13 protein-coding genes are annotated in these 14,938 nt (G+C 30.0%); 5 read left to right on the top strand and 8 right to left on the bottom strand.

Annotated elements, in window-relative coordinates; all coding sequences use genetic code 11:
- Positions 1–8: 8 nt before the first annotated feature.
- The 3 genes from ortB to KQI86_RS15150 form a co-directional block, all read right to left on the bottom strand.
- The gene (gene ortB, locus KQI86_RS15160) at positions 9–1,421 is read right to left on the bottom strand and encodes a 2-amino-4-oxopentanoate thiolase subunit OrtB (protein ID WP_343216178.1); all 1,413 of its coding nucleotides are present in this window, start codon (positions 1,419–1,421) and stop codon (positions 9–11) included.
- A 34-nt stretch (positions 1,422–1,455) separates the two neighbouring features.
- The gene (gene ortA, locus KQI86_RS15155; protein ID WP_216440185.1) at positions 1,456–1,749 is read right to left on the bottom strand and encodes a 2-amino-4-oxopentanoate thiolase subunit OrtA; all 294 of its coding nucleotides are present in this window, start codon (positions 1,747–1,749) and stop codon (positions 1,456–1,458) included.
- Between the two features lie 278 nt (positions 1,750–2,027).
- Complete coding sequence (locus tag KQI86_RS15150; RefSeq protein WP_216440184.1) at positions 2,028–3,419, bottom strand: sigma-54 interaction domain-containing protein; 1,392 nt, start codon at positions 3,417–3,419, stop codon at positions 2,028–2,030.
- 781 nt (positions 3,420–4,200) lie between these two features.
- Between KQI86_RS15150 and KQI86_RS15145 the strand changes: the two genes are divergently transcribed.
- A complete protein-coding gene (locus tag KQI86_RS15145; RefSeq protein WP_216440183.1) occupies positions 4,201–5,766 on the top strand; it encodes a MutS-related protein in 1,566 nt (521 codons plus the stop codon).
- A gap of 168 nt (positions 5,767–5,934) precedes the next feature.
- Here the strand turns inward: KQI86_RS15145 and KQI86_RS15140 are convergent, their stop codons facing one another.
- The 4 genes from KQI86_RS15140 to KQI86_RS15125 all read right to left on the bottom strand — a co-directional run bounded on the left by KQI86_RS15140 (position 5,935) and on the right by KQI86_RS15125 (position 11,443).
- Entirely contained in the window at positions 5,935–7,332 is a 1,398-nt protein-coding gene (locus KQI86_RS15140) for a GntP family permease (protein WP_216440182.1), read from the bottom strand.
- A gap of 34 nt (positions 7,333–7,366) precedes the next feature.
- A complete protein-coding gene (locus KQI86_RS15135; protein ID WP_216440181.1) occupies positions 7,367–8,914 on the bottom strand; it encodes an acyl CoA:acetate/3-ketoacid CoA transferase in 1,548 nt (515 codons plus the stop codon).
- 276 nt (positions 8,915–9,190) lie between these two features.
- Positions 9,191–10,894: a sigma 54-interacting transcriptional regulator gene (locus KQI86_RS15130; RefSeq protein WP_216440180.1), complete on the bottom strand. Its 1,704-nt coding sequence runs from the start codon at positions 10,892–10,894 to the stop codon at positions 9,191–9,193.
- 129 nt (positions 10,895–11,023) lie between these two features.
- Positions 11,024–11,443, bottom strand: a complete 420-nt coding sequence (locus KQI86_RS15125; RefSeq protein ID WP_216440179.1) for a MaoC family dehydratase — start codon at positions 11,441–11,443, stop codon at positions 11,024–11,026.
- 168 nt (positions 11,444–11,611) lie between these two features.
- On the opposite strand from KQI86_RS15125, the gene KQI86_RS15120 reads away from it, so the two are divergent.
- The 4 genes from KQI86_RS15120 to KQI86_RS15105 are packed head-to-tail and all read left to right on the top strand — an operon-like array spanning position 11,612 to position 14,203.
- Complete coding sequence (locus KQI86_RS15120; RefSeq protein ID WP_216440178.1) at positions 11,612–11,980, top strand: GntR family transcriptional regulator; 369 nt, start codon at positions 11,612–11,614, stop codon at positions 11,978–11,980.
- A gap of 17 nt (positions 11,981–11,997) precedes the next feature.
- Complete coding sequence (locus KQI86_RS15115) at positions 11,998–12,855, top strand: ABC transporter ATP-binding protein (RefSeq protein ID WP_216440177.1); 858 nt, start codon at positions 11,998–12,000, stop codon at positions 12,853–12,855.
- A gap of 14 nt (positions 12,856–12,869) precedes the next feature.
- Positions 12,870–13,517 (top strand): ABC-2 transporter permease, encoded by a 648-nt coding sequence (locus tag KQI86_RS15110; RefSeq protein ID WP_216440176.1) that lies wholly within the window; start codon positions 12,870–12,872, stop codon positions 13,515–13,517.
- Positions 13,518–13,540: 23 nt separating this feature from the next.
- Entirely contained in the window at positions 13,541–14,203 is a 663-nt protein-coding gene (locus KQI86_RS15105) for an ABC-2 transporter permease (RefSeq protein WP_216440175.1), read from the top strand.
- A 25-nt stretch (positions 14,204–14,228) separates the two neighbouring features.
- On the opposite strand, the gene KQI86_RS15100 is transcribed toward KQI86_RS15105, so the two are convergent.
- Positions 14,229–14,888, bottom strand: coding sequence for an SIMPL domain-containing protein (locus KQI86_RS15100; protein WP_216440174.1), 660 nt, complete (start codon positions 14,886–14,888; stop codon positions 14,229–14,231).
- Positions 14,889–14,938: the final 50 nt, after the last annotated feature.

The raw sequence follows: 14,938 nt of genomic DNA, 5'->3' as shown, positions 1-14,938 counted from the left end.
ATTCACCCCTACTCTATTTCAATATTATTTTCATTTAATATTTCCATAAGCTCTTCTCTACTCATCTTTGTTTCATCTAATAAAAAGTCAAAGTCAATCTTATAAATTTTATTATCATCCACTTTTTTCAAAACATTTTTAACATAAGAGTTTCTTAAAGCACTCATATCCATTTCTTTTACAGATACTAGTTTAGGATTAGAAGGTAATATTATATTCTTACCTGGTATTTGATTCTTTGGATTTCCTACAAAAACTTCTATTCCATTTTCTTTTGCGAAATTAAGCTGAGGTATTAAATGTTTACCTGCTCCTGTATACTCAGTTTCCTGAACCACTATTATTTCATCATCATCATATTCTTGAGCAATAACAAAGGCTGCTGCTAAAGATGTATTCCCAGCAGGTCCTCTTTCAAGCCCCTCTATCTGTGCCACAAGTTCTGTCATCCAAAATACTTCTCCTTGACTTATAGTTACATATCTATCTAAATATCTTAAAGGCCTTGCCGCACTTCTTGGAACATCAGATCTATCTGGATTAGTCATAAATGGGATTCCAAAACCAGTATGACCTGTTGTAAAGGATTTCTTATTAAAGTCTATGTCAGATGCCATATGTAACCCTGAGAGATCTACAGATGCACCTACAATTTTTACATCCTTTGCTCCTGCTTTTATAATTCCTCTTGCAGTCCCTGTGGCATTTCCTCCACCTGCATGAGTTACTATTACAGCCGAAGGATCTTTTCCTAGCCTTTCTCTACATTCATTAATAATTTCACTTCCTAAGGTCTCTATACCAGCCACTCCATAGGTTGAATATAATGAAGCATTATAATATCCTGTATCTTCAAGTATTTTTAAAAATGTATAGAATAGTTCTGGTCCTACAGTAAGCCTTAAAACTTCTGAACCATATCCTTCACACTTTCTACCTTTTTCTAATATTTCTGGTTGTCCTATTTTACTTGAGTCATAACATTCGTTAGCTATTATGCATCTAAGTCCTCTTATATTAGCTTGAGATGCAACCGCTGCTCCGTAATTGCCTGAAGTTGCTGCTGCTACTCCTTTATATCCTCTCTTCATGGCATCATATACAGAAACACTAGCTCTTCTATCTTTAAAACTTCCTGATGGATTACAACTTTCATCTTTTACAAATATCCTAGCTGCTTTACCAGTTTTAGATACTTTTCTTGCAAGCTTTGTAATATTTCTTAATTCCAATAATGGAGTATTTCCTACTCCTGCCTCTTTTTGAATGTTTTCAATTTCCTCTAAAGAATATCCTACATCCTTCATAAGCTTTTCATAATCAAATGAAAGTTTTCCATTTTCATATTTATCATAATCTAAGCCGACAGATTTTAGCATTATTTCATTCTTTCTTGCCATAAGCTCATCATATTTATTCACAGCCTATTCCCCCCTTAACTATAAACAAACTTTATTACTGCTGTTCTATAAGTTTTCTTGCTTGCTTACCTATATACTCTACTTCCTTTACATATCTTCCAAAGGAATGATAATATCCTGGTTCCACTTCTACAATTTTTCCTTTAACCACTCTTCCTACAATGGTTTCAACTTCAACTTCCTCACCTATCTCACAGTCATTTAAGCAGTTTCCTCTTATCCAACATTTTAATGATGTATTTCTTGTTTCCTTAGGTATGTTTTCTGCCCTCTCCTCTGGTCTTAACACAATCTCTTCAATTTCAACCCATGTACCCTTTTCTATCATAAAATTTCACCTACCATAATTTAATATTTTTCAAATGATTTTTCACTTATTTACTTCTATAGCAATTGACGTGCCAATAAAGAAAACCACGTATTTAGGCGGTTACAGCCCTATACATGGTTTTTTAAAGCAAAAAAATTTGCATCAATTTTAAATTTTTATTTCATTTATTCTAATCAATCCCATAAATTACCAAATGTATCATAAGTGCAAAATATTTTGCTGCATATGTAAAACATTTTTGCACTTATCTAATTTTTCTGAACATTTTGCAGATATTAATTTATATTATATTTTTTTATTTTATACTGTAAATTTTGTCTTGAAATATTTAATTTCTTAGAAGCTTTAGTAATATTATAATCATTCTCTTTTAAAGCTTTTTTTATTATTTTAATCTCTGTATCTCCAATATACTTTTCTAAGCTAAAATCTTTATCAATGTTTAAATTATCAATATCTACGTTATTTTTATTAAAAAAACTATTTACTATTATAGATTCAAAATGTTTTTCACTTAAAATTGCATCATAGTTTACCATATTCATAGCTGCTTCAATTACATTTCTAAGTTCTCTTATATTTCCCGGCCAATTATATTCCAATAGTGCTTCCATAGCTTTGTCATCTATTTTTTCTATATTTTTATGTAAAATTTTATTATATTGTTGAATAAATTTTTTTATAAGCATAGGTGCGTCTTCTTTTCTTTCTCTTAATGGAGGTATGTTTATACTTATAACACTCAATCTATAATAAAAATCTTTTCTAAGCTTTCCACTTTCTATAAGCTTTTTAGGCTCTTCGTTTATTGTAGCTATTATTCTTACATCTACCTCTATTGTTTTATTACTACCTATAGGTCTTATACAGCCATCTTGAAGCACCCTTAAAAGCTTAGACTGTAAATAAGGTTCCATGGAATTAACTTCATCTAATAAAATAGTACCTCTATTTGCTTCTTCAAATAATCCTTTTTTATTTTCTGCTCCAGTAAAGCTTCCTTTTTCTGTGCCAAACAACATGCCTTCAAGTAAAGTAGCTGGAATAGCGGCACAGTTTATTGGTATAAATGGTTTATCTCTTCTTAATCCATCATAATGAATACTCTGGGCAAAAACTTCTTTTCCACAACCAGTTTCTGCATAAATCAAAATAGGTGAATTAGATATACTTGCTCTTTTGGCTTTTTTTATAACTTCTTTCATCTCTTCACCTTTACCATATATATCACTAAAAGTATAATGTTTTTTTGTTGGTTCATTAGTTTTCTGTAATTTATATATACATTCTGTTAGTTCTCTAAGTTGAGTCATATCTTTAGCAATTTCAATAGCCGCTACATTCTCTCCTTCTACAACTACCGGAACGGTAGTATTTATGGTTATAACCTTCTTATTATTCTCATTACTATAATGTTGTATTAAATCTTGAATTCTCTCCCCAGTTTTTAAAGCCTTTATAAGAGTAGATGAATTTTCTTCTACGTTTTCCAAATACTCATTAACTTTTTTCCCAAATACTTCACTAGGATCTATCCCCTCCACTTTTCCCATGCTTTTATTGTAATATATAGTTCTCCCACTAGAATCTACAATGTGAATCCCCTCATCCAAATTATCTAATAAGCACTCAAGTATTTTCTCCGCATAGGACGAATTATTAATCATATTATCCCCCTTTTACCTTGTAATTACATATATGGTAATATCATATAACATATATATGTAATTATAAGATATACCTATGAAAGATTAAAGTGTAAATGTTGCTTAGCTCTTTATTTGTGAAACTAAATTATCTCTCTAGAAATTTATATCTGAAAATATATTTGAAAAACATAAAGGAACTGAGGTATGTATTAGAAACTAATATATGGTGCAACAAATAAAAAATGCTATGCAATGTTTCTTATGCTGATTCGCTTCAATAAGAACTTCTAAAATTTATTTCATAAAGCTCCCTAATGCTGACAAACTCTCTTCGATCAAACATGTACAGCATCTTAACGGTATCTTTCTAAAATAAATTAAGAATTTCTAAGTTTTGCTCATATGCATAGGGCACATTACATAGCATTTTTCAAGTTTTATACAATAAAATTGTAAAGATAAATATTTGAGAAACTAATCTTCCATAATACAAATTTGAAAATACATCTGTAAAATATAAAAGAGCTAAGTATATAATGGTAGGAACGCCTTTTTTTGAAGTGACGTCATTATGTACTTAGCTCCCCTTTTAGAATTCCAAGTTGTTTCGTAGAAATTTATAAATATGAAAACAATTTTAGTTAGATATTTAGATAATGGACATTTAAATTTCACATGCACTTTTAAAAGAGTTATAATATATTCATAAGAAAACTTTAAATATCATAATATATAAGTTATTATAAGAAGATATATAATATTAATAATTTAAAATTTCCACTTTGAAAGGGGCATACTATTGAACAAACATATGGCTTTAAGCATTATAAGAAGACAATATGAAGAAGATGTTGATAAAGATATAAAAATTAAGAATTCGAAGAAATTTTTTGATATGAGTAAAAAAGAGGAATATACCATTGATGACGAAACTTGGAATGACATGGATATGGATAGTGTTTATAAAAAGTTAGATAGAACCTATAGTACATTGGGTGAATCTGTTCTATACCATATGCTAAGAAATCCATTAAAAGATGAAGAAAAATTAAAAGATAGAGATAAGCTCATTGAATTATTTAAAAGTGATGCAAACTTAAGAGAAAAGCTCTTATGCATATTCTTTGAATTGAGTAATGATACAAAGAATGCTTTTTTAGATATGATAGAAAGTGAGCTTGTAGTAAACAAATTTAAATATTATTTATATACCCTATTGGGCAAAATACTTCCTATAATAGCCGTTCTTCTAATTATATTTTTTGGTGAGAAATATGCCATAATGATATTTGCTACTAGTGGTTTAAATATGTTCATAAATTCTAGGGAAAGAGGTACTATTAAATCTCGTGGTATAGTATATTTAAAAGACATTATAAGATCCGCTAATAAAATATCTAACATAAAAGATCCTGATTTGAAAGAGTATACAGATAAAATAAAAGATGATCTTAAACATGTTAAAAATATTGATATAAGCTTATTTTTAATAGGGATTATTGATTTTTGGGGAGGATTTTTTGAAGCTATTTCTCCAGTATTTCTCATAGAAGAATGTGCTTATTATAAAGTATCTGGAGTTTTAAAGGAAAAAAAGAACTATTTAATGAATATATTTTATACTGCAGGTGAACTAGAAGCCATGCTATCTATAGCTGGTTATCAACACAATTTAAAACATTACTATGTGAAACCAACCTTTACTAATGAGGTTTCATTAAATATTAAAGAAGGAATCCATCCACTTTTAGATAATCCAGTGGCAAATTCCATCTTTATTAAGGACAAAGGTATAGTACTTACTGGTACAAATATGTCTGGTAAATCTACTTTTTTGAGAATGATAGGAATAAATATACTACTATCACAAACTTTCTATTTTGCATTAGCCAAGGATTATGAAGCTTCATTTTTTAATATAGTATCCTCAATTAGTCCTAATGATGATTTATCAAAAGGAAAGAGCTACTATATGGCTGAAGCCGAAGGAATACTGAGAATAATTAATGCTCTAAAAAAAGAATTGCCTGTATTTTGTCCTATAGATGAAATATTTAGAGGAACCAACCCTGTAGAAAGAATTGCCATGTCAGCAGAAATATTATCCTACTTAAATAAAGGAAAAACTATTCCTATTGTGGCTACTCATGATAGAGAGTTAGTAGATATCTTAAAGGATACTTATGAATTCTATTATTTCAGCGAAGATGTTGACAATAAGAATGGATTAAGCTTTGATTATAAACTTAAAACTGGGGTTTCTCAAACAAGAAATGCAATAAGACTTTTAGAGTATATTGGTTATCCAAAGGAAGTAACAGAGAAGGCACATAAAAGAGCTGAAACCATTAAAGGCTTTATTTAACTCTCTTTATATATTATGAAAAAGTAACTAGGTTGCTGGAGTAACCTAGTTACTTTTCTATGTGTTTAGAAAATTTTTAATGAGTTAGCCAAAATATATTTAACTACATTGAGCGAGCGAGTTAATATATTTTTTTAATTTTAAGTATACTGGTTAAATTTAATTTTCTTATACCACCCCCATTATTGCTAATATGATTGCTATAATAGTACCAGCTATAGGGATTATAACTGAAACCATTCCAATATCTAAATAGGATTCTTTATGTGTTAAACCACATATTCCTAGCAATGTAATAACTGCTCCATTATGAGGTAATGTGTCAAGACCACCACAAGCAAGAGTTGCTATTCTGTGAAGAACCTGAGGATTTATTCCTTGCTGCAATGCAATATCATAGTAGGTTTTTCCTAGGGTTCCTAATGCAATACTCATTCCCCCTGATGCTGATCCTGTTATACCTGCCAATATATTAACAGAAAGAGCTTCAGAAATGATTGGATTGCTTGATATCCCAAGGATAGCCATTTTAACAATTTCAAATGCTGCTAAAGTTTGAATTACATTTCCGTAACCAACCTCTGATGCAGTATTAAGTATTGCCAAAAGTGATCCTATAGCCCCATCATTAACACATTTTTTAACTTCTTTAAATCTTTTGTAATTAATAACTATAGCTACAATTATTGATATTATTAATGCAATAATTAAGCTCCATGTACCTGATACACTTGACAAACTTGTATTGTATGGAGCCTGAGTTAAATATTCTCCATTATACTTTCCTGCAATAAATACATATCTTGATAAGATAAAGTTAATAACAAGCACCAATAATATTGGAGTCATTGCAGCAATAAATGATGGTAATTGACTTTCATCAAATTCGATAATTTTATCTTTTTCATGATTTCCATAACCTTCACCTGCAGCTGCGGCCTTTTTAGCTCTATAAGTTAACCAAGCCAATCCTCCGCCTCCCATAACTATACCTGCTGCAATACCTAGTATAGGGGCTGCATATCCATTTGTTCCGAAAAAAGGCATTGGTATTGCATTTTGTATTTGAGGTGTTCCTGGTAATGCTGTCATTGTAAATGTAAAAGCACCTAATGCAATTGAACCCGGAATCAACCTCTTTGGAATATTAGCTTCCCTAAATAATGCAACAGCTATTGGGTAAACTGCAAAAGCAACAACAAATAATGAAACTCCACCATATGTCAATATGGCACAGGAAAGAACTACTGCAATAATAGCCTTATCTTTTCCTAATTTTTTAGCTATAGTGTGAGAAATAGCTTTAGCTGCTCCTGAATCATCCATTACCTTACCAAAGATAGCTCCTAGTAAGAATATAGGGAAGTATGATTTAACATATCCCGCCAGTGATTTCATAAACACTTCTGTAAAGGTAGCCATTAAAGGAACACCTTGTCCACCAATGCTGCTCATTAAAGCTGCAAATAATGCTAATACTGGTGCAAGAATTAATACTGTTATTCCCTTATAAGCCAAATACATGAGTAATATTAATGATAAAATAATCCCTATAACTCCAAACATAATATCTCACCTTTCTTTTATTATTTTAAGGTTTCTACTTTAATCCCATAGGCTCGTCTATAAATATTCTTTCATCCATTAATTTCAAATTCTTTGATATAATCGGTTTAAAGTTCATTTGATTCAGTATATCTTTTTCTAAGTCTATACCTGGAGCAACTTCAATTAAAGTTAATCCATCTTCTTCTAACCTGAATACTGCTCTTTCAGTTATATACAATACAGATTGTCCAGTTTCTCGTGCATATTCTCCACTAAAAGAAATCTGTTCTACATGTTCAACGAATTTTTTTGCCTTACCTTCATTTTCAATTGTTAATTTTTTATCTTGAATTTTTATTTTCAATCCACCTGCTGTAAAGGTACCACAGAATACCATCTTCTTTGAATTTTGAGAAATATTTATAAATCCTCCACAGCCCGGTATCTTAGGTCCAAATTTACTTACATTTATATTTCCATCTTTATCACACTGAGCCAATCCTAAAAAGGCTGAATCCACTCCTCCTCCATCATAGAAATCAAATTGATTAGCTTGATCTAATATAGCTTCTACATTTGTTGAGGCTCCAAAACTTAATCCTCCTGCTGGCACTCCTCCAACTGGACCTGCTTCCACAGTAAGGGTTAAAGTTTCCCCTATACCTTCCTCATTTGCCACAATGGATACTCCCTCTGGTATTCCTATGCCTAAATTAACTATTGAGTTTTTACTAAGTTCCATGGCAGCACGCCTTGATATTATCTTTCTTTCATCTAATGGTAGTGGTGGAATATTATCTAATGGCAATTTTATTTCTCCAGAGTAAGAAGGATTATATTTCTCTGAAAAAGTCATAAAATTATTTTCTTCCTTTCCTATCACTACAGCATCTACATATATACCTGGAATCTTAACTAGCTTTGGATCTAGTGTGCCATTTTGCACAACTTTCTCAACCTGAACAATTACTATACCTCCTGAATTTTTAGCTGCTTGTGCTATAGATACACATTCTAATACAACTGCCTCTTTTTCCATACTAATATTTCCTTTTTCATCTGCATAAGTTCCTTTTAATAAGGCTACATTAATTGGAAATGCCTTATATAGTAATCTTTCATGTCCTTCAATATTTACTAATTTTACTATATCTTCCTTGGTCATTTCATTTAATTTACCACCCTCTATTCTTGGATCTACAAAGGTTTTTAATCCAACATGAGTGATTGTCCCTATTTTTCCTGCTGCTATATCCCTGAATAAATGAGCAATAACTCCTTGGGGTAAGTTGTAAGCTTCCATTTTATTTTCATTTGCCAATTTTTGAAGTTTAGGTACAAGTGCCCAGTGACCTCCTATTACTTTTTTAACCAGTCCTTCATGGCCAAAATGATTAAGCCCTCTATCTTTTGAATCACCTTGTCCTGCTGCATACACTAAAGTTAAATCCCTTGGATATCCTTCCTCTAAGAATTTTTTTTCTATAGCACAGCTTAATTCTTCCGGGTGCAATGAACCAACAAAGCCGCCAATTGCTACAGTATCTTCATCTTTAATCATGTTTATAGCTTGTTCCACAGTCATAACTTTCGAAATCATAATTTATTCCCTCCCCTACAAAATTTCTATAAACATATTATTAGCAATAAGCGTGCCATTGATAAAATTATAAACTTTCTCTATAAAATCACAAAGATTGTTAAGTAAATAGCAATTTTTCCCTTAAATCTATGTAATATTCAGAATTTACTTAAGATTATTGTTAGTTTTTCCTTACACTCCATGCATTTCACTCAAAAAAAGTGTAGTGTTTTCCTTACACTACACTTTTTTTCGACATTTTCATTGTACTGATATCCGTACAATTTTATTGAATTATATTAAAATTCTGTGTTTTTCAATTTTTTCGTATAAGGAAGTTCTGCTTATGTTTAACTTTTTAGCTACCATGGATTTATTCCAATTACAAGCAATTAAAGCCTTCAATATTGCATCTTTTTCAGCTTCATTTACAATGTCATTTAAGCTAATATTTTCAAATTCGTATTTACTTTCCGTTATCTCTTTAGGAAGGTGATTCGGTTCGATTAACTTTTCATATCCAACAAGATTTATTGCTCTTTCTATTACATTTTCTAATTGCCTCACTCCACCCTCCCACTTGTAGTTCATAAGACAATGTACAGCATCCTTAGATAATCCTTTAATTTTCTTATTCAGTTTTGTGGATACTTTCTCTGTTAAATAATTCGATAATATCTCAACATCTTCGGGCCTCTCTCTTAATGGTGGTATATTTATTGTAACTACATTTAATCTATAATATAAATCTTCTCTAAAAGTACCTTCCTTTATCATTTCTTCTAAGTTTCTATTTGTTGCTGCAATTATCCTTACATCTATTTTCTTAGTTCTTGTAGATCCAACCCTTTCTACTTCCTTTTCCTGTAATACTCTTAACAATTTTGCTTGCATGTGAAGTGGCATATCCCCTATTTCATCAAGGAATATACTTCCCTCATTAGCCAATTCAAACTTTCCCATTTTCCCCTCTTTTCTAGCACCAGTAAAAGATCCTCCTTCATATCCAAAAAGTTCTGCTTCTAACAGATCAATTGGAATGGCTGCACAATTTACTTTCACAAAATTAGCATAGGCTCTTTCGCTAGCCCTATGTATAGCATGAGCAAAGAGCTCCTTTCCAGTACCACTTTCTCCTCTTAAAAGCACATTAGAATCTGTTTGTGCTGACTTCTTAGCTAATTTTTTTGCCTGTGTAAAAGATTTACTATTTCCTATAAGATTATCAAAACAATATGAAGCACTATTGCTATGCTCGAATTCTCCTTTGTATTTTTTGTATTCATCTTCAATATTCCTTATTTTATTGTATAGTAAATCGAGTTCTTTAACATTCTTAAATAGAATTTTCCCGATAACAGCCACTAATTCGCCATTTTCTATCACGGGAATTCTTGTTGCAATCATATATCTTCCTTTTATCTTTTGAAGCTGGGCCGTCTCTTGAATTCTAGTTTTAGCTACTATATGCATACGAGTGTTTTCTATAACCTCCGTTACATGTCTCCCAATAGCCCAATCTTGGTCAATTTCTAAAAATTCTGTATATGATTTGTTTATCATGGTCACAATTCCATCTTTATCTATGACAATTATACCGTCATATGCCATCTCTAAAGTATAATTAAGAATTCTAATGGTACTTCTTTCCTTATTAATCTCATTATTTAATTCTGCCAATTCCGTTATGTCATATATTAATAGCATATACCCACTTTTAATATCTGCTTTTTTTATAGGAATGCTATGTATATTCAATACTTTGTTATCAATTATTATTTTATCCTTGTGCTTTTTTGTTATATATTCCTCTATTCCATGTATATCTTCTATATTTAAAGAAGGTATTATTTCTTTTAAATATTTATTCTTACTCATATCTAGATTGAAAATAGTTTTACTTTTTTCATTAAACATAGAGATTTCTCCTAAATTATTAACTACAATCATTCCTACATCCATATTATCCAGTAAATTTTCTAACAGATTATCAATCATAAAATTTCTCTCCTTTGTACATCATAATAGTTTATATCTTCGAAAAATATTGTAACTAATATGTGACAGTATTTCACTACAAAGTTACAAAAGGCATGTAAAAAATACACGCCTTTTGTAACTTTATGCTTATCTTACTGGTGCCAAAGCTTTTGCTTGTCCATCAATAACAACTTTTCCATGTTGATTAACAACTGTAGTCTTCAATATTACTCTATTTTTCTCTTCATTCTTCTCTATAACTTCAGCCGTAGCTGTACAAGTGTCACCTATTTTGACAGGAGCTAAAAATCTTAATTCTTGACTCATATAAATTGTACCTGGACCTGGCAAATACATACCTAAAACCGTTGAAATTAAACTTGATACCAGCATTCCATGGCATATCCTTCCCTTAAACATAGTCTTTTCAGCCTCTACTTGATTTACATGAGCTGGATTTAAATCCCCTGATATTCCTGCAAATAGATAAACATCAGCTTCACTTAAGGTCTTACTGAAAGAAGCCTTATCTCCAATATTAATTTCCCCTATTGTTTTTCCAATCATAACAATACCTCCTAATTACTATTTTTCTTTCAATAATATTTAATAGCAATTAATATGCCAATGATTATAATTTTTTTGTTGACAATTAAATTTCTCTTGTATATACTGTATATATACGACATATACAGTATATACGTTATGAACAGTTCGTAGTAAAGGAGTGTAACTATGAATATAATAATATCCAATTCCTCCGGGGAGCCAATATATGAGCAAATAACAACTCAAATAAAATCCTTAATATTGACAGGTGAGTTAAAAGAAGGTGATAACCTTCCTTCCATAAGAAATTTAGCTCAAGGATTGAGAATAAGCGTTATAACTACTAAAAGAGCTTATGAGGAGCTAGAGAAGGAAGGCTTTATACAAACTGTCCCTGGAAAAGGTTCCTTTGTTGCAGGTCAAAATAAAGAGCTGCTTAAAGAAAAACGAATGAGGATTATAGAAGAAAAACTCTCAGAGGTGGTAGAGGAAAGTAAATTGATAGGTCTTAGCCTAAACGAAATTATAGAAACTTTAAAAATTTTATATGATTAATTAGGGGGTATTTTATTATGAACAATATACTTGAAATTAATAATTTAAGAAAAGAATATAAAAATTTTGCATTGAAAGATATAAGTTTTAATCTAGAAAGAGGATATATTATGGGATTTATAGGACCAAATGGTGCTGGAAAAAGTACAACTATAAAGCTCATAATGAATCTTATAAAGAAAGATGCTGGAGAAATCAAAATATTTGGTAAAGACAACTTAAAATATGAAAAAGAAATTAAGGAAAAAATAGGCTTTGTTTACGATGAAAACTATTATTATGAAGACTTAACTATAAATGAGATAAAAAGAATAATATCTCCCTTTTATAAATATTGGGATGATAATACTTATAATAACTACATTAAAGATTTTGATTTAGACCCTAAAAAGAAAATTAAAGCTCTTTCAAAAGGTATGAAAATGAAATTTTCTTTAGCCATAGCTCTATCCCATAATGCAGATTTAATAATTATGGATGAGCCTACTTCAGGACTAGACCCTGTTTTTAGACAAGAAATTTTAGACATACTATATGCCTTAATACAAGATGAGAATAAAAGCGTGTTTTTCTCAACCCATATAACTACAGATCTTGAAAAAATAGCAGATTATATAACTTTCATTAACAAAGGAGAAATAGTTTTTTCAAAACCTAAAGATGAAATAATGGAAAGTTATGCTGTAGTTAAAGGCCCAAAAGAATTTATAGATAGGGAGTTAGAAAAAGAATTTATAAAGGTTAGAAAAACTTCATTTGGTTTTGAGGCCTTAACTAATAACGTAAGTAAAACACGAAAATTATTTACTAACGAAAATGTAGTTTTTGATAAAGCTTCATTAGAAGACATCATGGTTTATACTGCCAATAAATAAAAAGAGGTGTTAAAATGTTTAATTTAATTGTTAAAGATATATTGGTACAAAAAAGAAGCTTAATTGCTATATTAATATACTTGCTTATATGCACATATTCTTTTAAAAGCATGCCTAGTGGAACGGTTTTAGGCTTAGTAACAGTAACCATGGTTTTCTTTTTCATTACAGGATGTTACGCTTACGATGAAAGAAATAAAAGTCATATTGTATTGAATAGTCTTCCTATTACAAGAAGAGAACTGATAATCTCTAAATATATTTCAGTAATAATTTACAATATAATTGCCTTAAGCATAATGACATTATTTATGTTTGCTGCAAAATTCTTGAACTTACCTTTAACTATACATTTTTTCACCTTAAAGGATATAGTCAATGTTTTTATAACATCATTATTGTTAGCTTCCTTTATGTTTCCTGTATATTCAAAATTTGGTTTTACTAAAAGTAGAGTAATAACCTTTATAACTTACTTTACCTTCTTTACAATAGCAAATATTTTATCCAATATTTCCGATAAAGAAACTATAAATATATTTTCTAGTCTTTTACAAACTCTTTCTAATAACACCTATATACTTTTAATTATTGCGTTATTAATTTACTTTCTATCTATGTATTTTTGTATAAAAATCTATGTTAATAAAGAACTAGATTAAATATATTATAAAAGGGTGATTTTATGTTGAATTTAATAATTAAAGATATACTTCTTCAAAGAAAGATTAGTTTTGTAACTATTCCCTACTCTCTTATTATGATTATTGTAGGTATTTTTGCTGGAACAAGTAATATATTACCACTTTACACTCTTGGCATTATAATAACCGTTTATCTTTCAGTTCAATATATAGTAGGATATGAGGAAAAAAATAAATCTTCTTTAGTCATAGTAAGTCTCCCTATAAATAGGGATGATATAGTTATTTCAAAATATTTGTCTTCGTTATTAATAATGATTATAAATATATCTATATTTTTAATTCCTTTTTTCTTGCTTAATGTTTTTTTCACTGCTCAACCAGTAGAATTTATAGATTATGCAATAATGTTAATTTGTATATCAATTATACTATTAACTTATTCAGTATACTTCCCACTGTATTTTAAGTTTGGATATGCGGTTGTTAGGATTTTTCCTTTCTTCGTATATATAGGAGGGTTAATGTTGCCTGGATTTTTACAAAAATTAATTGAGAAAAATAATCCTATAATGAAAAATATACTAAATATTATGGCCTCTAATCCAGCCAAATTCCTCACTATATTTTTACTGTTCTCCTTAACCACATTGCTCATATCATTATTATTATCTTTGAGTGTATATAAAAATAGAGATTTATAAAGAGAAAGGCGTGAATCACACGCCTTTAATAATAGCAAAAAATTGCCTCTACTCTAGCCACTACATTTATTTCCCCCGGGATTATTGGAGTTGATGCTGCATAAACTTTTAGTTCCGCAGTGGATTCTCCAACTTCTCCCAAACTTTGTTCAACTATACTCACAGGTGTTTTGTTTAGACGCACCTTTAATGTATCGCTTACCTCTACAGCTTTTAATACTACATCTCTTATAGCTAACTTCAATGCTTTATTGTAATATGAGCCTATATTTTCTGCAGTAAATTTTATATTACTAATAGTGTTAGCTCCAGATTGTACTGCTCTATCCACCACTTCTCCTACTCTATTAATTTCTCTTACTTTAACATTTAAAATATTTGACACTTTATATCCTCTAAACTTCTGTCTTCCTTCAATAAAATCATATTGAGGTTCTATATTATAACTTAATGTACTTATGTCTTCCTCATTTATTCCCATACTCTTTAATCCTTCTATAACCTTGTTAGTCCTTATTGCATTCTCCCTTTGAGCTTTTTCTAAACTCTTATCTTCTGTTATTACTCCTAGAGTTACAATAGCTATGTCTGGCTCAACTTTCAAAACTCCTAGTCCATTTAATCTCATTCTTCCTCTCTCAAAATTATGCTGACTATGTGAGTAATAATTATTATTATTATCCATAATAAAAAACCTCCAAAACATATAATTATTACATTATATGTAAGAAGGTT

Origin of the sequence: Clostridium mobile, from assembly GCF_018918285.1 — a bacterium.
GTDB lineage: Bacteria > Bacillota > Clostridia > Clostridiales > Clostridiaceae > Clostridium_AW > Clostridium_AW mobile.
The sequence above is the reverse complement of the archived record's forward strand: the minus strand, read 5'-3'. Positions and strand labels throughout refer to the sequence as shown.